This is a genomic window from Oceanimonas marisflavi, from assembly GCF_003049725.1.
GTDB classification, from domain to species: domain Bacteria; phylum Pseudomonadota; class Gammaproteobacteria; order Enterobacterales; family Aeromonadaceae; genus Oceanimonas; species Oceanimonas marisflavi.
In genome coordinates, this window is the sequence record NZ_QAGM01000013.1 from 46,152 (window position 1) to 62,848 (window position 16,697).

Here is a 16,697-nt window from a genome sequence, read left to right on the forward strand (position 1 = left end):
CGACCTGCTCGCTGCCGTGGCTATACTCACGTTGCCGGCCTGGCGCGCGTTGTTCGCTGATCCGCTAAACCACATTCTCTTAACGAGGTAAAACATGGAATTCCTGATGGATCCGTCTGTGTGGGCGGGTTTGCTGACACTGGTTATTCTTGAAATCGTACTGGGTATCGACAACCTGGTGTTTATCGCCATTCTGGTGAAAAAACTGCCGCCCCATCAGCGCGACCGGGCGCGGGTGATTGGCCTGACCCTGGCGCTGGTCATGCGGCTGGGTCTGCTGAGCGTGGTGTCCTGGCTGGTAACGCTCACCACGCCGCTGGTGACCCTGGGTGAGTTCAGCTTCTCGGGCCGGGATCTCATTCTTATGGCCGGTGGTCTGTTCCTGCTGTTCAAGGCCACTTCAGAGCTGCACGAGCGGCTGGAAGGCAAAATGCACGAGGAGGAGACCAGCAACGTCTACGCCGGTTTTGGCGTGGTGATTGCCCAGATCCTGGTGCTGGATGCGGTGTTCTCGCTCGACTCCATTATTACCGCCGTGGGCATGGTGGACAGCCTGGCGGTGATGATGATCGCCGTGGTGGCGGCCATGGTGGTGATGCTGGCGGCCTCCAAATCCCTCACCGACTTTGTGAACGCGCACCCCACGGTCGTGGTGCTGTGTCTGAGCTTCCTGCTGATGATCGGTTTCAGCCTGGTGGCGGAAGGCTTTGGTTTCCATATTCCCAAGGGCTATCTGTATGCGGCCATTGGCTTCTCTATTCTGATCGAGTTCTTTAACCAGCTGGCCCAGCGCAACAAGGTGCGACAGGAGGCTCACCGGCCCCTGCGTGAGCGCACCACAGACGCCATTTTCCGGCTGATGGGCGGCAAGGAAAAAACCGAAGACGAGTCTGAGGAAACGCCCAAGCAAACCGAGCAGCAGGGCTTTGTGGAAGAAGAGCGCAACATGATCAGCGGCGTGCTGTCGCTGGCCGAGCGCTCCATTCGCACCGTGATGACGCCCCGCTCCGACATTGTGTGGCTGGATGTGAACGACACCCGGGAAGAGCAGGTGGCGGAGCTGATGGCCTCGTCTCACAGCCAGTTTCCGGTGTGCGACGGCGAGCTCGACAACCTGCTGGGGGTGGTGCGCGCCAAGGATCTGATGGCCGGTCTGAAGGCGGGCAAAACCCTGGCCGAGCTGGCCGAAGGCGGCACTCCCATTATTGTGCCCGACAGCATCAGCGTGATCCGCCTGCTCAATGTGCTGCGCGACGCCCGCGGTAACATGGTGCTGGTGAACGACGAGTTCGGCACCGTACAAGGCCTGGTAACGCCTCACGATCTGCTGGAAGCCATTGTGGGTGAGTTTCTCGACGAAGACGAAGATCCGGAAGTGATCACCGAAGACAACGGCTGGCTGGTGAAGGGCAGCACGGATCTGCACTATCTGGAGCAGGTGCTGGCGCGCAAGGGACTGGTGGACCCGGACGACGAATACGCTACCCTGGCGGGCATGCTGCTGGCGCTGGCCGGCCAGCTGCCGGAAGCCGGCGCGGTGTTCGAGCATGAAGATCTGCGCTTTGAGGTAACGGAAGTGGAAGACTTCCGCATCGCCCAAGTGCGTATTACCCCGCTGGCCGCCTGAGCCGGCGGTTAATCAGCAAGGGAGCACGATGTGCTCCCTTTTTTGTCTGCACCTTCCCATGCGAAGCAGCAGCGCGGTTGCGCTCCGCCGACACGCTTCGTTGAATGCCACTCACTAAAAAGCCTGCTGCGAACATATGCAATGTTCGTTCAGGCTTCTTTACTTCGTCACGGCGAGCAAGCTCGCCCCATGGACGCTCGGCAAATGCTTCTGACCGCCAAGGATGGCGGGAATGCCGGAAATGCAGGAGCAACTTTTCGGCCCTGGCATTTGACGGTCGGCTACGGCAATCCCCGCTGTTGCCTCATGTAACATCGGCGTTGTTTTCATACAGTCAGCGCTGTGCGTACCGAGAAGGGCAAAGGGTGTCTGCTTCGCCGCGCCCTTCGCGCCATGGATGGCGCAACGGAGCCTACATGGATGTATTTACGGCGTGCCGGCGAAGTAGTGCGCTTTGACCGACGGTAGTGCACGGCCCTGAAAACGATCAGATTTGTGACTAAGTGACACGCTTCAAGCCTTACAAAACCTGCTCTATCGCCGCCTTCAGCCGCTTGCTCTCGGGCCCGGTAATGCTGGAAAACACCTCGGTCACCCGGCCTTCCCGGTCGATCACGAACTTGTAGAAGTTCCAGCGGGGCTGCTTGCCGGTCTGGCGGGTGATCTCCCTGAAAATGGGATGGGCATCGTCGCCTTTCACGCTCACCGGCGCCGCCATGTCAAAGGTCACGCCGTAATTCACAAAGCACATTTCCGCCGCTTCGGCCTCGCTCTTGGCCTCCTGCTTGAAGTCGTTGGACGGAAAGCCCACCACCTTTAACCCCTGATCCTTGTATTGCTGATGCAGGGCTTCCAGCCCCTCAAACTGGCCGGTAAAGCCGCAGTGGCTGGCGGTGTTTACCACCAGCAGCGGCTGACCGGCAAACTGGCGCATGTCCAGGGTGGTGTCGGAATGCAGCCGGGGCAGCTGGTGCTCATACAGAGCGGCGGTATTCGGCTCCGTGGCCATGGCGGAAGAACAAAACAGGGCGGTGCACATAGTGCCGATCAGTCGTTTCATTTCATGCGTCCTTTTCATCATGAACGGTAATCAACAGACCCGGCGGCGGCCAAAATGCTTCACCACCAGCGGTTGCGGTGCAGCCAGAACCCCAGGCCGCCGCCCAGAGCCAGCAGGCCCAGGAAGAAAATCCAGAAGGCGGCGGGGTTGTCGGCCCCCGGCATGCCCGCCAGGTTGATGCCGAACAGGCCGGTAAGAAAGCTGGCGGGCAGAAACAGCAGCGCCATAATCGACATCTGATAGGCGCGCTGGTTGGTGGCCTCGGCCATCAGGTTATTGACCTCGTCCGCCAGCACGGCGGTGCGGGCCACGCCGGCGTCGAGATCGTCCAGCCAGCGGCGCAGCCGGTCGGCAATGTCGAGCAGGCGGCGGCGATCGTCGTCGTTCAGCCAGCCGATTTTCTCGCTGGCCAGCCTCGCCACCAGATCCCGCTGGGGGGAAAGGTAACGGCGCACCAGAATCAGTTGTTTGCGAATACGGCCCAGCTGCCCCTGAGCCGGACTTTCCCGCTCCAGAATGCGCTCTTCCAGCTCCAGAATTTGATCGTGCAGGCTTTCCACAAACTCGCCGGCCCGGTCGGTGAGGGCGTCGCACATTTCCACCAGCCAGTCCCCTTGGGTGACCGGGCCCTCGCTGTCGGCGAGCTGATCGTATACGTCCTGCTCCGACAGCAGGGGCCGGTGCCGGCTGCTGATAATAAGCTGGGGCGTGATGTAAATGCGCAGCGCCACCATCTCTTCCGGGCTGTCGCCCTGATTGTGGTTAATGCCCCGCAGGGTCAGCAGCAGGTTATCGCCCTGGCGCACCAGTTTGGGCCGGCTGCTCTGGCCCAGCAGGGTCTCCCGGGCGCTGTCGTGAATCAGCGGCGTGGTTTGCAGCCAGCCGGCGATCTCGGGCTGCTCATAGTCCAGATGCAGCCATACCGGCTCTGCTGTGGTGGCCGCCAGTTCGGCCTCCGCCGCCAATGGTTTGAACCCGCCCTTGCTGCTGAGCTGCAGGCGGTAAATGCACTGTTTCGGCAACTGTTCCATCGGCCTTTCTCCTCCCCATCCGAAAGCACCAGCTTATAGCAAGGTGGTGCTGGGTTCATGCGACGCTTTATGTTTTTGCTGTGAAACAGTGACAACGGCGGTGAGTATTGCCGTACTGAAGATGTCAGGTGGTTGAGGAAATATGATGCGAGCCAGGCTTGTAATGCTACTTGCCCTGCTCTGCACCGGTTGCGGTGCGGCGAGTGAGTGGCGGCCGGTGGGGGAGCAGGGGCAAGCCCTGTATCTGGTGGATCACGGCCGGCATGTGGGGCTGGTGCTGCCGGCGGTGGGATTGCAGCGGCACCTGCCAGCACTGAAAAAAGCCTTTCCAGCCGCCGGGTTGATTGAATTGGGCTGGGGCGACCGGGCCTTTTATCAGCATGAGCAAGCGGGGGCCGGACTGGCATTGCGGGCCCTGCTCTGGCCCACGGATGCCGTGCTGCACCTGGTGCCGTTGTCGCAGTCACCGGCGGTGGCGTTTGCCGGGTTGTCGGTGCTGGAACTGAGCGTACCCCCCGCCGGCATGGAGCGGCTGCTGGGCGAGGTGGCGGCGTCCTTTGCCCGCAACGAGGCGGGCAATTTAAGGGGTGTGGGCGCGGGGCGCTATGGCGGCGGCCGCTTTTATGCCTCGGTGGAGTCCTATCATCTGCTGCACACCTGCAACACCTGGGTGGCCCGGCGGCTGGTGGCGGCGGGGCTGCCCCTGCGTCCGGCGCTGGCGTTTACCGCCGGGGCACTGATGCGCCAGGCTGCCTGCTGCGCCAAAGAGGAGTATGCTCAGCCTATTCCTCACATAACTGACTGACCTATGCGCCACGGCTCTTATCACCCGGATATGGATGATGCCACCATCAATATTCGCACCCTGAAAACCCTGCTCCCCTACCTGCTGCCCTGGAAGGGCCGCATTGGCCTGGCGCTGTGCTGCCTGGTGGCGGCCAAGCTGGCCAGCGTGGGCCTGCCCTTTATTCTCAAGCACATAGTGGACGGCATGGATGCCGCCGTGAGCACGGTGGTGGCCCTGCCCCTGGGGTTGCTGCTGGCCTATGGCACGGTGCGTTTTGCCAACGTGCTGTTTGGGGAAATTCGCGACGCCCTGTTTGGCCGGGTCACCGAGCGGGCCATGCGGCGCATTGGCCTGAATGTTTTCAATCACCTGCACCGGCTGGAGCTCGACTTTCACCTCAACCGCAGCACCGGCGGCCTGTCCCGCGATATAGAGAGAGGCGTGACCGGGGTGGGCTTTTTGCTGCGTTTTATGGTGTTCAATATTGTGCCCACCCTGCTGGAAATCGGTCTGGTGGTAGGGCTGTTGCTGCTCAATTACTCGGTATGGTTTGCTCTCATTACCCTGGGGGCTGTGGTGGTATATGTGGCCTGGTCGGTGGTGGCCACCGACTGGCGTACCCGTTATGTGCGCGCCGCCAACAAGGCCGACTCGCAAACCCACAGCCGGGCGGTAGACAGCCTGCTCAACTTTGAAACGGTGAAATACTTCAACAACGAGCAATATGAGGCGGGCCGTTACGACCAGGAGCTGGCCGAGTGGGAGCGGGCCCGGCGCAACAACCGGCTCAGCCTGTTTGCCCTGAACGGCGGCCAGGCGCTGATCATCGCCCTGGCCATGACCGCCATGATGATACTGGCGGGCCAGCAGGTGGTGGCGGGCACCATGACCCTGGGCGATTTTGTGCTGATCAACGCCTTTATGATGCAGCTGTTTCTGCCGCTCAACTTTCTCGGCTTTGTCTACCGGGAGATGAAGGGCTCGCTGGCCAACATTGAGCGCATGTTTGCCCTGCTGCGTCGCCGGCCGCAAATCAACGATGCGGAAAATGCCCCCGAGCTTAAGGTCACTCAGGGGGAAATCGAGTTTCGCAACGTCAGCTTTGGTTACCGTCCCGACCGGCAAATTCTGCATGACCTCAGCTTTACCCTTAGGCCGCAACAAAAGCTGGCGGTGGTGGGGGCCAGCGGCTCGGGCAAGTCGACCCTGGTCAAGCTGCTGTTTCGCTTTTACGAGGTGAACGCAGGCGCCATTCTGATCGACGGCCAGGATATTCGCGAAGTGAGCCAGGCCTCGCTGCGCCGGGCCATCGGCATTGTGCCGCAAGACACGGTGCTGTTTAACGCCTCCATTTACGACAACATTCGTTACGGCCGCATCGACGCCAGCGAGGAAGAGGTGAACGAGGCCATACGCCTGGCCCACCTCAGCGACTTTATCGCCAGTCTGCCGGAAGGCAGCGCCACTCTGGTGGGAGAGCGCGGGCTTAAACTGAGCGGCGGCGAAAAGCAGCGGGTGGCCATTGCCCGCACCATTTTAAAGCGCCCGCCGATACTGGTGTTTGACGAGGCCACCTCGTCATTGGACAGCCGCTCCGAACGCAGCATATTGCAGGCCATTCGCGAGGTGTCCCGGGGCCAGAGCAGTCTGGTGATCGCCCACCGCTTGTCCACCATAGTGGACGCCGACCATATTCTGGTGATGCAGGAAGGGCGCATTGCCGAGCAGGGCAATCACGAGCGGCTGCTGGCGCAGGACGGCCTTTACGCCCAGCTGTGGCGGCTGCAACAGCAGCAAAAGCAACGGGAGCAACTCGCATGATTAGAATTTATGCCGGGCTGGCGCTGTGGTATGCGGTGCTCAGCCTTGTCACCTTTGGCGTGTACTGGTGGGACAAGCGTGCCGCCCGCCTGGGGCAATGGCGGGTGCGTGAGCGCACCCTGCACGGGCTGGCACTGCTGGGCGGCTGGCCCGGTGCCTGGCTGGCGCGGCACTGGCTTCGGCACAAATCGCGCAAGCCCTCGTTTCAGGCGGTGTTCTGGCTGACGGTGCTGCTGAACCTGCTGCTGCCGGTGGCGCTGTGGTGGGCGCGCTGGGAGTAATACCTATACTGGCAGAAGATCCTGTTTGCGGAAATCGCCATGCGCTCTCGTCTGTTTGCCATGCTGTTGTCCTTGCTGGTGGTGGTGCCGGCACAGGCGCTGACCTTTACCCCGGCCGAGATACTGAGCTGGAAGCAGGAACGTTTTGAGGGCCGCACCGGTTACCGGCTGGTGCCCGACCCCGAACTGGGGCGGCAGGTGCTTCGGGCCGAGAGTCGGGGAGCGGCCTCGGGGCTGTTTTACGAGGGCCGTATCGATCTGCAGGCCACCCCCTGGCTCAGCTGGCAGTGGCGGGTTGAGCGGTTTTCGGGCACCACCGATGAGCGCGACAAGGCCGGCGACGACTTTGCCCTGCGGGTGTATGTGGTGGTGCGCGACGGCTGGACCCGGCTCAGCAGCAAGGCCATCAGTTATGTGTGGACCCGCGAGGTGCCGGCGGGGCGGCACTGGCCCAATCCCTTTGCCGGCAACAAGGCCATGATGCTGGCGCTGCAGCAGGGGCCGGCCTCGGGCTGGGTGCGGGAAAAACGTAACCTCAGAGACGATCTGCGCCGGCTGTTCGGCAAGGACTTTCGCTACCTTGAGGCGGTGGCCATCATGACTGACGCTGACAATGGCGGCGGCACCGCTGTCGGCTATTATGGCGACCTCGTCTTCAGCCGTGAATAACGGCGCTCAGTTTACCCACTCCAGTTTGCGGTAATCCATGCGGTTGGCGGCGGGGGAGCCGGCAATGGCCAGCACCTCGGCGCGCTTGTACAGCAGCATATAGCCGGCACAGGCAAAGAACAGCCCGATCACCAGGGCGCCCACCCACTGAATCTCCAGAAAATCCAGCTGGAACAGCAGAGTCAGGGCGGCCAGCGCCACCAGATGACCCGCCAGATAGCGCCCCTTGCCCAGTTTCGCCACCGACAGGCCGAGGTTGTCGCTATAGAGCCGTATCAGCGAGTCCAGGGAGTTGATCACCATGGAGATCCCCACCACCACCATGGCCCAGTTAAAGACACCGGCGGTGCTCAGCTCGTTGATGTGGAAGTAATAGAGCACGCTGAACCAGGTGCCGATGGCCAGGGACGGAAAGATCAGCATGGCCGCCAGCAGCTGCCAGGTGCGCAGGCCACCCGCGAAACGGGCGGTAAACTGGCCGATCATGATGCTCCAGGAGAACCACCAGTACAGATAGAACTCGTGGTAGTCATTGATGGGCAGCACAAAACGGTGCAGGTTGCCGAAATAGTCCCCCAGCAGGGCAAAGGTGCCGGCAAACTCCCCAAGGGCATTGCCGGTGCCAATAAAGGCGCTGCCCCACATGGCGGCAATCAGGGCAAGAAACAGCCAGCTGGTGCCCAGGCTGAGTATTTTCACGTAGCGCAGGCTGGTGCTGGAATAGACGGCGGCGGCGATCACCAGCAACACAATCAGATAAAAGCTTCCCACCACGGTACTGCCGTCGCCCACGTCCGGTATATACCAGGGCAGGTTGCTCAGCAGCAAAAAGGCGGTAAAGGCGCAGGTGCCGATGATCACCAGGTTGTTGATGAACTTGACCGGCGCCAGCTCAAAAAAGCCGACCCTGGGCTCGATAACGCAGAAATAGAAGCAGGTCAGAAAGTAAAACCCCCAGATCAGAAAGCCCCAGAAGCCGAACTCGATGGCCAGCGGGTTGCTGAAGGCGTATTCCGGGCTGGCGGCCAGATCGGCGTAGCCGGCGAACTCGGTGAGCGGGAACATGATCAGGCCCACGTCCAGACCTGAGGTAAACAGAATGGCGATAAAGGTGAAGGTGTGCACCGGGGTAACGCCGATACAGCGGATATTGCCCCAGCGGTAAAGGATCAGGGCGATGGCGACGAAGGTAAGCAGGATCCCTGCAGACAGCAATGTGGTCATTGTTGTTTGCCTCCGGTTATTTCCTTATTCATCAAAGACACTGTGTTTTCTCCTGTTGTTGATCCACAAAAGGAGCTTCCATGTGCGCAGCGCGGGCTTGCGCAGATCAGGTCTTAACTATCGCCCGATCGGTGGCGGCTGCCTTCGATTGCGATAGGTAAAAACTGAATGGACGCTGATGCGATATTGCTCGTCTAATATTTAATTGAACGTTCAATCAATAATGAGAAGACTAAAGGTTAGGGGTGTAATGATCAACCCCTGTCGGCCGATAACGTGATCCCGACAAGCGAACAGGACGTATAAGTGTCTGACTGAACGAAGTGTTGTTGTGAAAGGGAGTCTGGTGGATCTGTATTAATTAGCTTAGTGTCGTTAGGTTTTTTTGAAGGCCGGGGTGCGCATCAGCGCACCACCAGCACAGACACTCCGGCGTGATTGGCCACATAGCCGGCGTTGGAGGCAAACAGGTGCTCGGCCAGCCCCGGAACATGGGATGCCATCACCACCAGATCGGCCCCGCTGTTCTTCACCGCCTTGAGCAGGGTTCTGTCCAGATCGACGGCCGGATCGGGACTGACACAGGCCTGGGTGCAGACCTCGCGCAGGCGGTGTCTGGCTGCCTGTGCACTGGCGAACGCTTTGAGCTTTTGTTCAAACTCCTGTGGGTTGTGGGCCACTTCACCGGGGGCGCTGGAGGTCACGCCCACATAACACACGGGAATATCATACAGACGGGCCAGATCGGCACCGGTTTTCAGGGCCTTGTCGAGCCGCTCTTCGTGGGCCAGATCCACCGGAATCATGATGCGCTGATACATGCAGGGCTCCTTGTTGTGGTGAGTGCGAAGGTATCTTCACAGTATTGCAGAGCCCGGACGAAGCCGGGGGGAATTTGTGAGTTCAGATCTGTGCCCGTGATGGTGGGCGGTCAAATTTCAGGATCTGGCGCTAGATCCCGGCGAAGGGGTGATATACCGTGGAGCGTCTAATAAAAACGGTGTCCAGTGAGCACCATCTCAACCCCGCAAGGAGCATAGCAATGTTGAAAAAAGTACTGTTAGTGGCCGCCGCCGGCCTGTTTGCCGGTACGGCTTCCGCCCAGGCCAACCTGTTCAAGCCCGAAGACGCAGTCAAGTATCGTCAGTCCCTGTATCAGGTGATGGCGGCCCAGGCCGGCGTCATTGGCGGCATGGCCAAGGGCGAAATCGATTTTGACGCCGCCGCCCTGCATCAGCGCGCCATTAACCTGAGCAATGCCGCCAGCCTGCTGGGTGAAACCTATTTCCCCGAAACCCGGGGTGTGGAAGCCAGCAACATGCTGGACAAGGGCTGGGAAGATGCCGAAGGCAGAATGGCCAAGGCCAAGGATTTTGGCGCCGCCCTGAAGAATCTGGTACAGGTGTCCGGCGAAGAAGGTTTTGATCAGGCCCAGGCGCGCGAGGCGGCCGGTGCCCTGTTTAAAACCTGTAAAGGCTGTCACGACGAATACCGCAAGGACTGATATCTTCAGTAGTTGTTATCTCCGCCTTCGCGGGAGTGACGGCAGGGAAGTGATTTTTCAGTGACTTGAAACGCCGGGGCTTGCCCCGGCGTTGTTGTATTTACTTACAGCCTGAACAGGGCTTCTACCGCGCCCCAGGCCAGGCCGGCGGTCAGCACAAAACGCAGCCAGGGAAAATGATGCACCCGCTCCAGGTAGTCCGCCACCCGTCCGGCGGGGGCCTGTTTGCGGCCGGTAAGCATGGGACGCACCAGATTTTCGCCCCGCAGCCGGTACAGCAATACGGCCAGTATATGCAGGCCCACCAGCACCAGCAGACCCCAGTAAAACCAGCGCTTGTGCCAGCGGGTCATCTGTTCGGCGGTATCACTGGTGACATAGTCGTAAAGCGGGCCGGTATAGAAAATATCGTCGGTGGCAAAGAGCCCGGTGCCGCTCTGCAGCAGCAGGCTGCCCAGCAGCACCAGCACCATAATGCCGCCCAGGGGATTATGGCTGAGATAGACCGGTTTTTGCGGGCGCAGACTGGCGCGCAAATAGGCTGCTATATGGCGGGGGTGATATACAAAGTGGCTGAAGCGGGCATAGGGCGTGCCCACAAAGCCCCATATTACCCGGTACAGCACCAGGCTCATCAGTATTTGGGCGAACAACATATGTTTGTCCATGTCTTCACCGGCGTAATACCACAGCAGGGCCAACAGTACCGGCAGGCTCCAGTGAAACAGACGAATAGACCAGTCCCACACGCGTACCGGGGGCAATGTCTGTGTGCTCATAACGAGGGTTCTCCCTGTGATCCACCGCCTTGCTGTCAGGCGGATTGGTATGACCATTTACTGTTGAAGGAGGGTGCCAAAATAAAGCACCCCGGTAAAGACCGGGGTGAGGATAGGCGGATTAAATAAAACGGGCTACTGGGTCTGCTGACCAGACTGGCGGGTCCGGATTTCGTTGATGGCCTGCTCCAGGCCCTGGCGATACTGGTTGCGGGTCAGGGCGTCAATTTCCTGCCACTTCTCTCGTGGTGCGAAGTCTATTGTGGTTTCGGTGAGTACATCCCGGCCCTGCAGGGCTATCCAGCGCGGATCATAGTTGCGGCGTTGCTCGCTGTCCCATTTCAGTACCTGATTGACAATGGCCTGCAATCGCTCCGGGTTGCTCAGGGAGTGGGGGCCGATGCGCACACCAAACTTCTGGTTGAGCTGACTGACGGCGTCGTGAGTGGTTTCATCTCCCGACTTGTTGGCGTCGCTGCGGGCGCGCAGCTGGGCGGCGTAATACCAGAAGGTGCCCTGATCCTGATAGTCGTTGTCGAACATGATGGCCGACATCAGGTAGAGCACCGGTGGTGCATAGTCGTTGGGGCTTTGCAAAATGGTATTGATGGTATCGGCCTTGCCGCCGGTGATGTCATCCATGGCCTGCTGAGAGCGGCTGACATCGATCATGGCAAACTCGCCCTGAGGTGTAACCGGCCCCTGCTGCTGGGCGTTGGCCGTTGGGGTTGCATTGGTGGCCTTGGCGTCGGCGCCGGAGTCGGATTTGCCGGCACAGGCGGCCAGCAGTGCGCACAACAGAAGCGGGCTGAGTTTTTTCATGATGTAGCCTCTTGAAAAAGTAATATATCCAGCAAAGCGGGAAACACAAAACAAGTCAAGGGTGAGACTCATCACGGCCCTTTTGGTTCGGTGAGGTGGGCTTGTTTTTGCCAGAACAGACGAATGTCCTGACGGTAGGAGGCAGGAATACTGCGTGAGCACATCAGCACGACCTCCTTGCCCCGGCGAATGCCGCGAATGGTGCCTCGCAGGGAGCGGGTGTCATTGATAAGGTGCTGACAATGGCTCAGCAAACCGGGGGGCGGGTTGCCGCGCTTTACGTTAAGGTGGGCATCACGAATGGTAATGCAGAAGTGTTCCTGACGCCGGCGCAGCAGGTAAAGCAGCGCAAACAGTGAGGCCGAGGTTGCAGCCAGAGCTCCGAACATGGTTTTCTTCCCTGAAAACATTGAATGCAAAATGATGACATTTTGAACGCCAAAGGCAATCACTTCCGTGCAAAAAATACGAATCGCCAGCTTTAACGTGGCCCTGGACCGGACTGCTCCCGGCGAGCTGGCGGCGGAAATCACCGGGGTCGGCAGTCCACAGCTGCGTCATATCGCCGCCATGGTTCAGCAAGTGCGCCCCGACATTCTGCTGCTCAACGAGTTCGATCATGATGGTGACGCGATCGACAGCAGTCACCTGACGGCCTTTGCCCGCCGTTACTTGGCGGCGGGCGAGCGGGGCATGGCATATCCGCATTGTTATCTGGCCCCGGTCAACACCGGACTGGCCGGGCCGCGGGCGCTTGACGGCGGTCCGGTGCCCGTGTTGCCTCAGGATGGCCTCGGCTTTGGCGCCTTTCATGGCCAGTATGGCTTTGCCGTTTTATCCCGTTTTCCGCTGGAAGTGAGCGGAGCGCGCAGCTTTCGCCGCTTTTTATGGAAGGACATGCCCGGCGCCCGTCTGCCACGGCTTGATGGCAGGGCGTATTATCCGCCCGAGGTGCTGGCGTTTTTGCCCCTGTCGTCCAAGAATCATCTGGATCTGCCGGTGCGCCTGCCCGGTGGTCGTGTGCTGCACCTGCTGGCCTGTCATCCGGCGCCGCCCATCGACGAGGGGCCCGAGCGGCGCAACAGTTGCCGCAATCACGATGAGCTGCGGCTGTGGCACGACTATATTCGGCCGGGCAAAAGCGACTATCTGGTGGACGATGCCGGCGGTTGCGGAGGCCTGCAAGCCGGCGCCGGTTTTGTGATCCTCGGCGATCTGAATGCGGATCCGCAGGATGGTAACGGCTATCGATCCCGGATCCGCGCTCTGCTGGCGGATCCGGCCCTGAACCAGGCGATCAGCCGGGGGCGCTTAAGGCCATCTTCAGCCGGAGCGCGGCGGCTGCGGCCGGTTGAGCCGCGTCGGGGCAACCGGCGTCTGTGGACTCATGTAAACGGACTGCGGCTGGATTATGTGCTGCCCTCTGCCGGGCTTGATGCGCTGGCCAGCGGCGTGCTCTGGCCCACGCCGGAGCAGGATGAAGCTGGCTGGTTCTGGCGAGGCAATGGCCGCCCGGCGCGGCGTTCGGCAGGCTCGGATCATCGTCTGGTATGGGTGGATATCGCCCTGTGATGTGAGAGTCTTCACGCTTTGGCCGGTGCGAAAATCAATAACGCGAGCGACATCAAACATTGGGGATGAAAGGCTGGGAAGCGGTCATTTTTAAAGATTAAATATCTGTCGAGACCCTAGATTGCTTTCGAAGTTTCAGTCGTCCGGGATGGTGACCCGGAGCATTCGCTGAATTCCTTCATATCGGGGCAGGCCGTTTGGCCTGCCCTTTTTTTCGTGCGTTTTTCACTCGGTTTTCTGCTGCTGGCCTTCCTGCAAGGCGGGCGTTTCCGGCTGCCTGTTATTCCCCGCGTCGATGTTGCATTTTTTTCACATTAGTAGAATAAGCACATTTAAATTCCACTTTTTTCTCATATTTTGAGAAATGTGTTTTACAGCGCTCGCTTTCTGAGCGAAGGTCGCGCCCCCAGGAGGACGTTATGTCTGAAAAAGTATCATCTCAGGACAAGATATTTGCACTGCTGTCGGCTCTGGCTGTGGCTTCCGAGCCACTCACGGCCCGGGTTCTGGCGGAACAAACCGGTATGCCGCTGTCCAGTACCTATCGTTATCTGGCGACCCTGATGCGCTGGTCGATGGTTCAGGAGCGACACAGTGGCCAGTACGCCCCCGGTCCCATGGCGGTGCAGCTGGCGGCGGGTTTTGAGCAGCATAACAGTGTGCTCACCTGGGCCCGGCCCTTGCTCAGCGAGCTGGCGGTGCGCACCGGCGAAAGTGCCGCCCTGATGATGCTGTCCGGCCGGCGCGCCCTGTGTGTGGAAATGATCGACAGTGTTCAGGCGCTGCGTTGCTGCTACCAGAAGGGCCATTCCCAGCCGTTGTTGCGCGGTGCCAGCGCCAAGGCGCTGCTGGCCTTTGCCGATGAGACGCTGCTTGGCACCGTGATGACCGGGCTGAAAGCCGAAGAGCAGACGGCCTTGCAGACAGAGCTGGCCATTGTACGCGCGCAGGGCTATGCGGTCTCGGAAGGGGAAATCGATCCCACTATCTGGGGGGTGAGTGCTCCCGTGCTGAGCAGCCGGGAACACCTGCTGGGTGGCATCAGCCTGATGGCGCCTGCGGAGCGGGTCGGGCCCGCCGCCAGCCAGTGGATTCGCTGGACCTGTGAAGCGGCACAGCGTCTGGGCGCCATGAGTTACTGAAAGCAAGAAGCAGGAGTCAAGATGAAAGATACCACCCATAAAATGGCTGACATGAATCTGTGGCAGGGCCGGGTTGACGCGGAAGAAGGTCCGCAGGCCCGGCGCTGGCACCAGCAGGTGCAGGCGCTGGCCGGCTCCTCACCGGCCGGGGTGGCCCTGCTTGGCTTCTGCAGTGACGCCGGTGTGCGCCGCAATCAGGGTAATCCCGGTGCAGCCCAGGGCCCCAAAGCCCTGCGTGCCGCCGCCGCCAACCTGTCCTGGCACGGAGAGCATCCGCTCTATGACGGCGGCGATGTTATTTGTCATGAAGACGAGCTGGAAGACGCCCAGGCGCTGTATGCCGAGCAGGTGGCCCGGTTGCTGAACGAAGGACACCGGGTGGTGGGCATGGGCGGCGGCCACGAGATTGCCTACGGCAGTTTTGCCGGCCTGATGCAGCACCTGCAGACCCGGGATGAGCTGCCCCGGGTGGGTATTATCAACTTTGATGCTCACCTGGATCTGCGTCGCTCTGCCCGGGCCAGCTCGGGTACCCCATTTAACCAGTGTGCCCTGCTGTGCGAGCAGCTGGGCACCCCTTTTCACTACACCTGTATTGGCGTCAGCCGTTGTCACAACACGGCGGCGCTGTTTGAACGGGCCGAGCAGCTGAATACCCGCATTGTGCTGGATGAACAGCTGAACGGCTGGAACCCGATGCCCATGTTTGACGCAGTGGATCAGGCGCTGGCCGAGGTGGATGTTATCTACCTGACCATTTGCCTGGATGTATTGCCCGCCAGCCTGGCCCCCGGCGTGAGTGCGCCGGCGGTGCGGGGCATGGACATGGGTCTGCTGGAAGCGGCGCTGGAGCGCATTCTTGCCAGCAACAAGGTGATGATGGCCGATATTGCCGAGCTCAATCCGGGCCGTGATCACCAGTCACTCACGGCCCGCGTGGCCGCCCGCCTGTTGGCCAGACTGGCCGGCTGACAGGCCCCTCAAGCTGTATCTATAGGGAAATATTATGAACGTGATTTCATTCGATGTGATGACCACCACCACCCTGGCGGCGCTGTTGCTGATGCTGGGCATGTACCTGCAACGGCGTATTCCGGTGCTGCACCAGCTGTGCGTGCCGGCCCCGGTGATCGGCGGCTTTGGTTTTGCCGTGTTTGCCTGGCTGGCCCGGGACTGGGCTCAGGTGGAATTCAAATTCGATCTGGCGCTGCAAAGCCCGCTGATGATTGCCTTTTTCGCCACCGTGGGCCTGGGCGGCAGCCTGGCGCTGCTGAAAAAGGGCGGCAAGGTGCTGGGTGTGTATCTGGTGGCCTGCTGGTTGCTGGCACTGATGCAGAATGGCATCGGTATCGGCATTGCTTCTGCGCTGGGTGAGCATCCGCTGCTGGGCCTGATGGCCGGTGCGGTGTCGCTGGAAGGCGGCTTTGGCGCCGCTGCCGCCTTTGGCCCCGAAGCCGAGGCCCTGGGTGTGACCGGCGCCACCACGGCGGCGCTGGCGGCAGCCACCTTTGGCATGGTGGCCGGCGGTCTGCTGGGTGCGCCGGTGGCCCGCTTGCTGATCAAGCGTCACGGCGTGACCATTGAAGCCGAACAGGTGCACGAACTGGAAGCGCTGAAGGAGTCGGAAAAGCCGAGCCGCGAGCCGGTGACCGGCACCCTGCTGCTCAAGAGTGTGGCCGTGGTGTTGTGCACCATGGTGGCGGGTCTGTGGCTGAGCGGCAACCTGCGCGAGCATCTCGACATTATTCTGCCGTCTTATGTGGGCGCCATGTTTGTGGCCATCCTGCTCCGCAACCTGAATGAAGTGGTGCGGCTGCTGCCGCTGTCCGACAGCGCCAACAATGTGATCGGGGATTTCTGCCTGGGTATTTTCCTGACCATGGCGATGATGTCGCTGAAACTGTGGCAGCTGGCGGATCTGGGCGGCACGCTGGCGATTATTCTGGTGGTGCAGACCCTGGCCATCATTCTGCTGGCCTATTTCCTGATGTTCCGGCTGATGGGCGGCAACTACGACGCCGCCGTGCTGTGCGCCGGCTTTGTGGGCCATGGTCTGGGGGCCACCCCCAACGCCGTGGCCAATATGGGCGCGGTGTGCGATCGCTACCGGGTGTTTTCCCACAAGGCCTTTATCGTGGCGCCGCTGTGTGGTGCCGTGCTGATCGACATTGTGGCCATTCCCGCCATTACCTGGTGTCTGAACGTGTTCGGCTAAGGCCGGCACTTCAGCATTAAAAAAGGCCGACGCATGCGTCGGCCTTTTTTGTTCGCATTTGGTCATGCCCATGAAGATGGGCATCCAGTGCAGACGTGCACGGTTTTAAACACGGTACCGTTTGCGGCATGGACCCCGTCCCCGCTTTCGCGGGGTGACGACA

The 16,697-nt window shown here is 60.5% G+C and carries 17 protein-coding genes; 10 read left to right on the forward strand and 7 right to left on the reverse strand.

Annotated elements, in window-relative coordinates; genetic code table 11:
• Window positions 1-94: 94 nt before the first annotated feature.
• A complete protein-coding gene (locus DA373_RS09775) occupies window positions 95-1,627 on the forward strand; it encodes a TerC family protein (RefSeq protein WP_107852123.1) in 1,533 nt (510 codons plus the stop codon).
• A 520-nt stretch (window positions 1,628-2,147) separates the two neighbouring features.
• Here DA373_RS09775 and DA373_RS09780 read toward each other — a convergent pair.
• Both DA373_RS09780 and zntB read right to left on the reverse strand, forming a co-directional pair.
• Window positions 2,148-2,687, reverse strand: a complete 540-nt coding sequence (locus tag DA373_RS09780; RefSeq protein ID WP_107852124.1) for a glutathione peroxidase — start codon at window positions 2,685-2,687, stop codon at window positions 2,148-2,150.
• A gap of 59 nt (window positions 2,688-2,746) precedes the next feature.
• Window positions 2,747-3,718, reverse strand: a complete 972-nt coding sequence (zntB, locus tag DA373_RS09785) for a zinc transporter ZntB (protein WP_107852125.1) — start codon at window positions 3,716-3,718, stop codon at window positions 2,747-2,749.
• A gap of 145 nt (window positions 3,719-3,863) precedes the next feature.
• Between zntB and DA373_RS09790 the strand changes: the two genes are divergently transcribed.
• The 4 genes from DA373_RS09790 to DA373_RS09805 are packed head-to-tail and all read left to right on the forward strand — an operon-like array spanning window position 3,864 to window position 7,276.
• Window positions 3,864-4,523 (forward strand): DUF2459 domain-containing protein, encoded by a 660-nt coding sequence (locus tag DA373_RS09790; protein ID WP_157953700.1) that lies wholly within the window; start codon window positions 3,864-3,866, stop codon window positions 4,521-4,523.
• A gap of 3 nt (window positions 4,524-4,526) precedes the next feature.
• Window positions 4,527-6,326, forward strand: coding sequence for an ABCB family ABC transporter ATP-binding protein/permease (locus tag DA373_RS09795; RefSeq protein WP_107852127.1), 1,800 nt, complete (start codon window positions 4,527-4,529; stop codon window positions 6,324-6,326).
• Entirely contained in the window at window positions 6,323-6,607 is a 285-nt protein-coding gene (locus tag DA373_RS09800; protein WP_107852128.1) for a DUF1294 domain-containing protein, read from the forward strand. Before DA373_RS09795 ends, DA373_RS09800 begins: the two co-directional genes overlap by 4 nt.
• 39 nt (window positions 6,608-6,646) lie before the next feature.
• Window positions 6,647-7,276, forward strand: coding sequence for a DUF3047 domain-containing protein (locus tag DA373_RS09805; protein ID WP_107852129.1), 630 nt, complete (start codon window positions 6,647-6,649; stop codon window positions 7,274-7,276).
• 6 nt (window positions 7,277-7,282) lie between these two features.
• Here the strand turns inward: DA373_RS09805 and DA373_RS09810 are convergent, their stop codons facing one another.
• Together DA373_RS09810 and DA373_RS09815 are read right to left on the reverse strand one after the other, a co-directional pair.
• The gene (locus DA373_RS09810) at window positions 7,283-8,500 is read right to left on the reverse strand and encodes a BCCT family transporter (protein ID WP_107852130.1); all 1,218 of its coding nucleotides are present in this window, start codon (window positions 8,498-8,500) and stop codon (window positions 7,283-7,285) included.
• Between the two features lie 404 nt (window positions 8,501-8,904).
• Window positions 8,905-9,321 carry a universal stress protein gene (locus tag DA373_RS09815; protein ID WP_107852131.1) on the reverse strand — a complete coding sequence of 139 codons (417 nt, stop codon included), beginning with the start codon at window positions 9,319-9,321 and terminating at the stop codon, window positions 8,905-8,907.
• A 221-nt stretch (window positions 9,322-9,542) separates the two neighbouring features.
• Here DA373_RS09815 and DA373_RS09820 point away from each other — a divergent pair, with 221 nt between their 5' ends.
• Entirely contained in the window at window positions 9,543-10,004 is a 462-nt protein-coding gene (locus DA373_RS09820; protein WP_107852132.1) for a c-type cytochrome, read from the forward strand.
• A 104-nt stretch (window positions 10,005-10,108) separates the two neighbouring features.
• Here the strand turns inward: DA373_RS09820 and DA373_RS09825 are convergent, their stop codons facing one another.
• From DA373_RS09825 to DA373_RS09835, 3 genes are all read right to left on the reverse strand, one after another.
• On the reverse strand, window positions 10,109-10,783 hold the full coding sequence (locus DA373_RS09825) for a cytochrome b/b6 domain-containing protein (RefSeq protein WP_107852133.1): 675 nt from the start codon (window positions 10,781-10,783) through the stop codon (window positions 10,109-10,111).
• Window positions 10,784-10,918: 135 nt separating this feature from the next.
• Window positions 10,919-11,605: a hypothetical protein gene (locus DA373_RS09830; protein WP_107852134.1), complete on the reverse strand. Its 687-nt coding sequence runs from the start codon at window positions 11,603-11,605 to the stop codon at window positions 10,919-10,921.
• 71 nt (window positions 11,606-11,676) lie between these two features.
• Complete coding sequence (locus DA373_RS09835) at window positions 11,677-11,994, reverse strand: DUF3634 family protein (RefSeq protein ID WP_107852135.1); 318 nt, start codon at window positions 11,992-11,994, stop codon at window positions 11,677-11,679.
• A 67-nt stretch (window positions 11,995-12,061) separates the two neighbouring features.
• Here DA373_RS09835 and DA373_RS09840 point away from each other — a divergent pair, with 67 nt between their 5' ends.
• From DA373_RS09840 to gltS, 4 genes are all read left to right on the forward strand, one after another.
• Window positions 12,062-13,177 (forward strand): endonuclease/exonuclease/phosphatase family protein, encoded by a 1,116-nt coding sequence (locus DA373_RS09840; protein ID WP_107852136.1) that lies wholly within the window; start codon window positions 12,062-12,064, stop codon window positions 13,175-13,177.
• Between the two features lie 419 nt (window positions 13,178-13,596).
• Entirely contained in the window at window positions 13,597-14,319 is a 723-nt protein-coding gene (locus DA373_RS09845) for an IclR family transcriptional regulator (RefSeq protein WP_107852137.1), read from the forward strand.
• A gap of 21 nt (window positions 14,320-14,340) precedes the next feature.
• A complete protein-coding gene (gene hutG, locus DA373_RS09850) occupies window positions 14,341-15,291 on the forward strand; it encodes a formimidoylglutamase (protein WP_107852138.1) in 951 nt (316 codons plus the stop codon).
• A gap of 34 nt (window positions 15,292-15,325) precedes the next feature.
• Window positions 15,326-16,534, forward strand: coding sequence for a sodium/glutamate symporter (gene gltS / locus DA373_RS09855; protein ID WP_107852139.1), 1,209 nt, complete (start codon window positions 15,326-15,328; stop codon window positions 16,532-16,534).
• The last annotated feature ends 163 nt before the right edge of the window (window positions 16,535-16,697 follow it).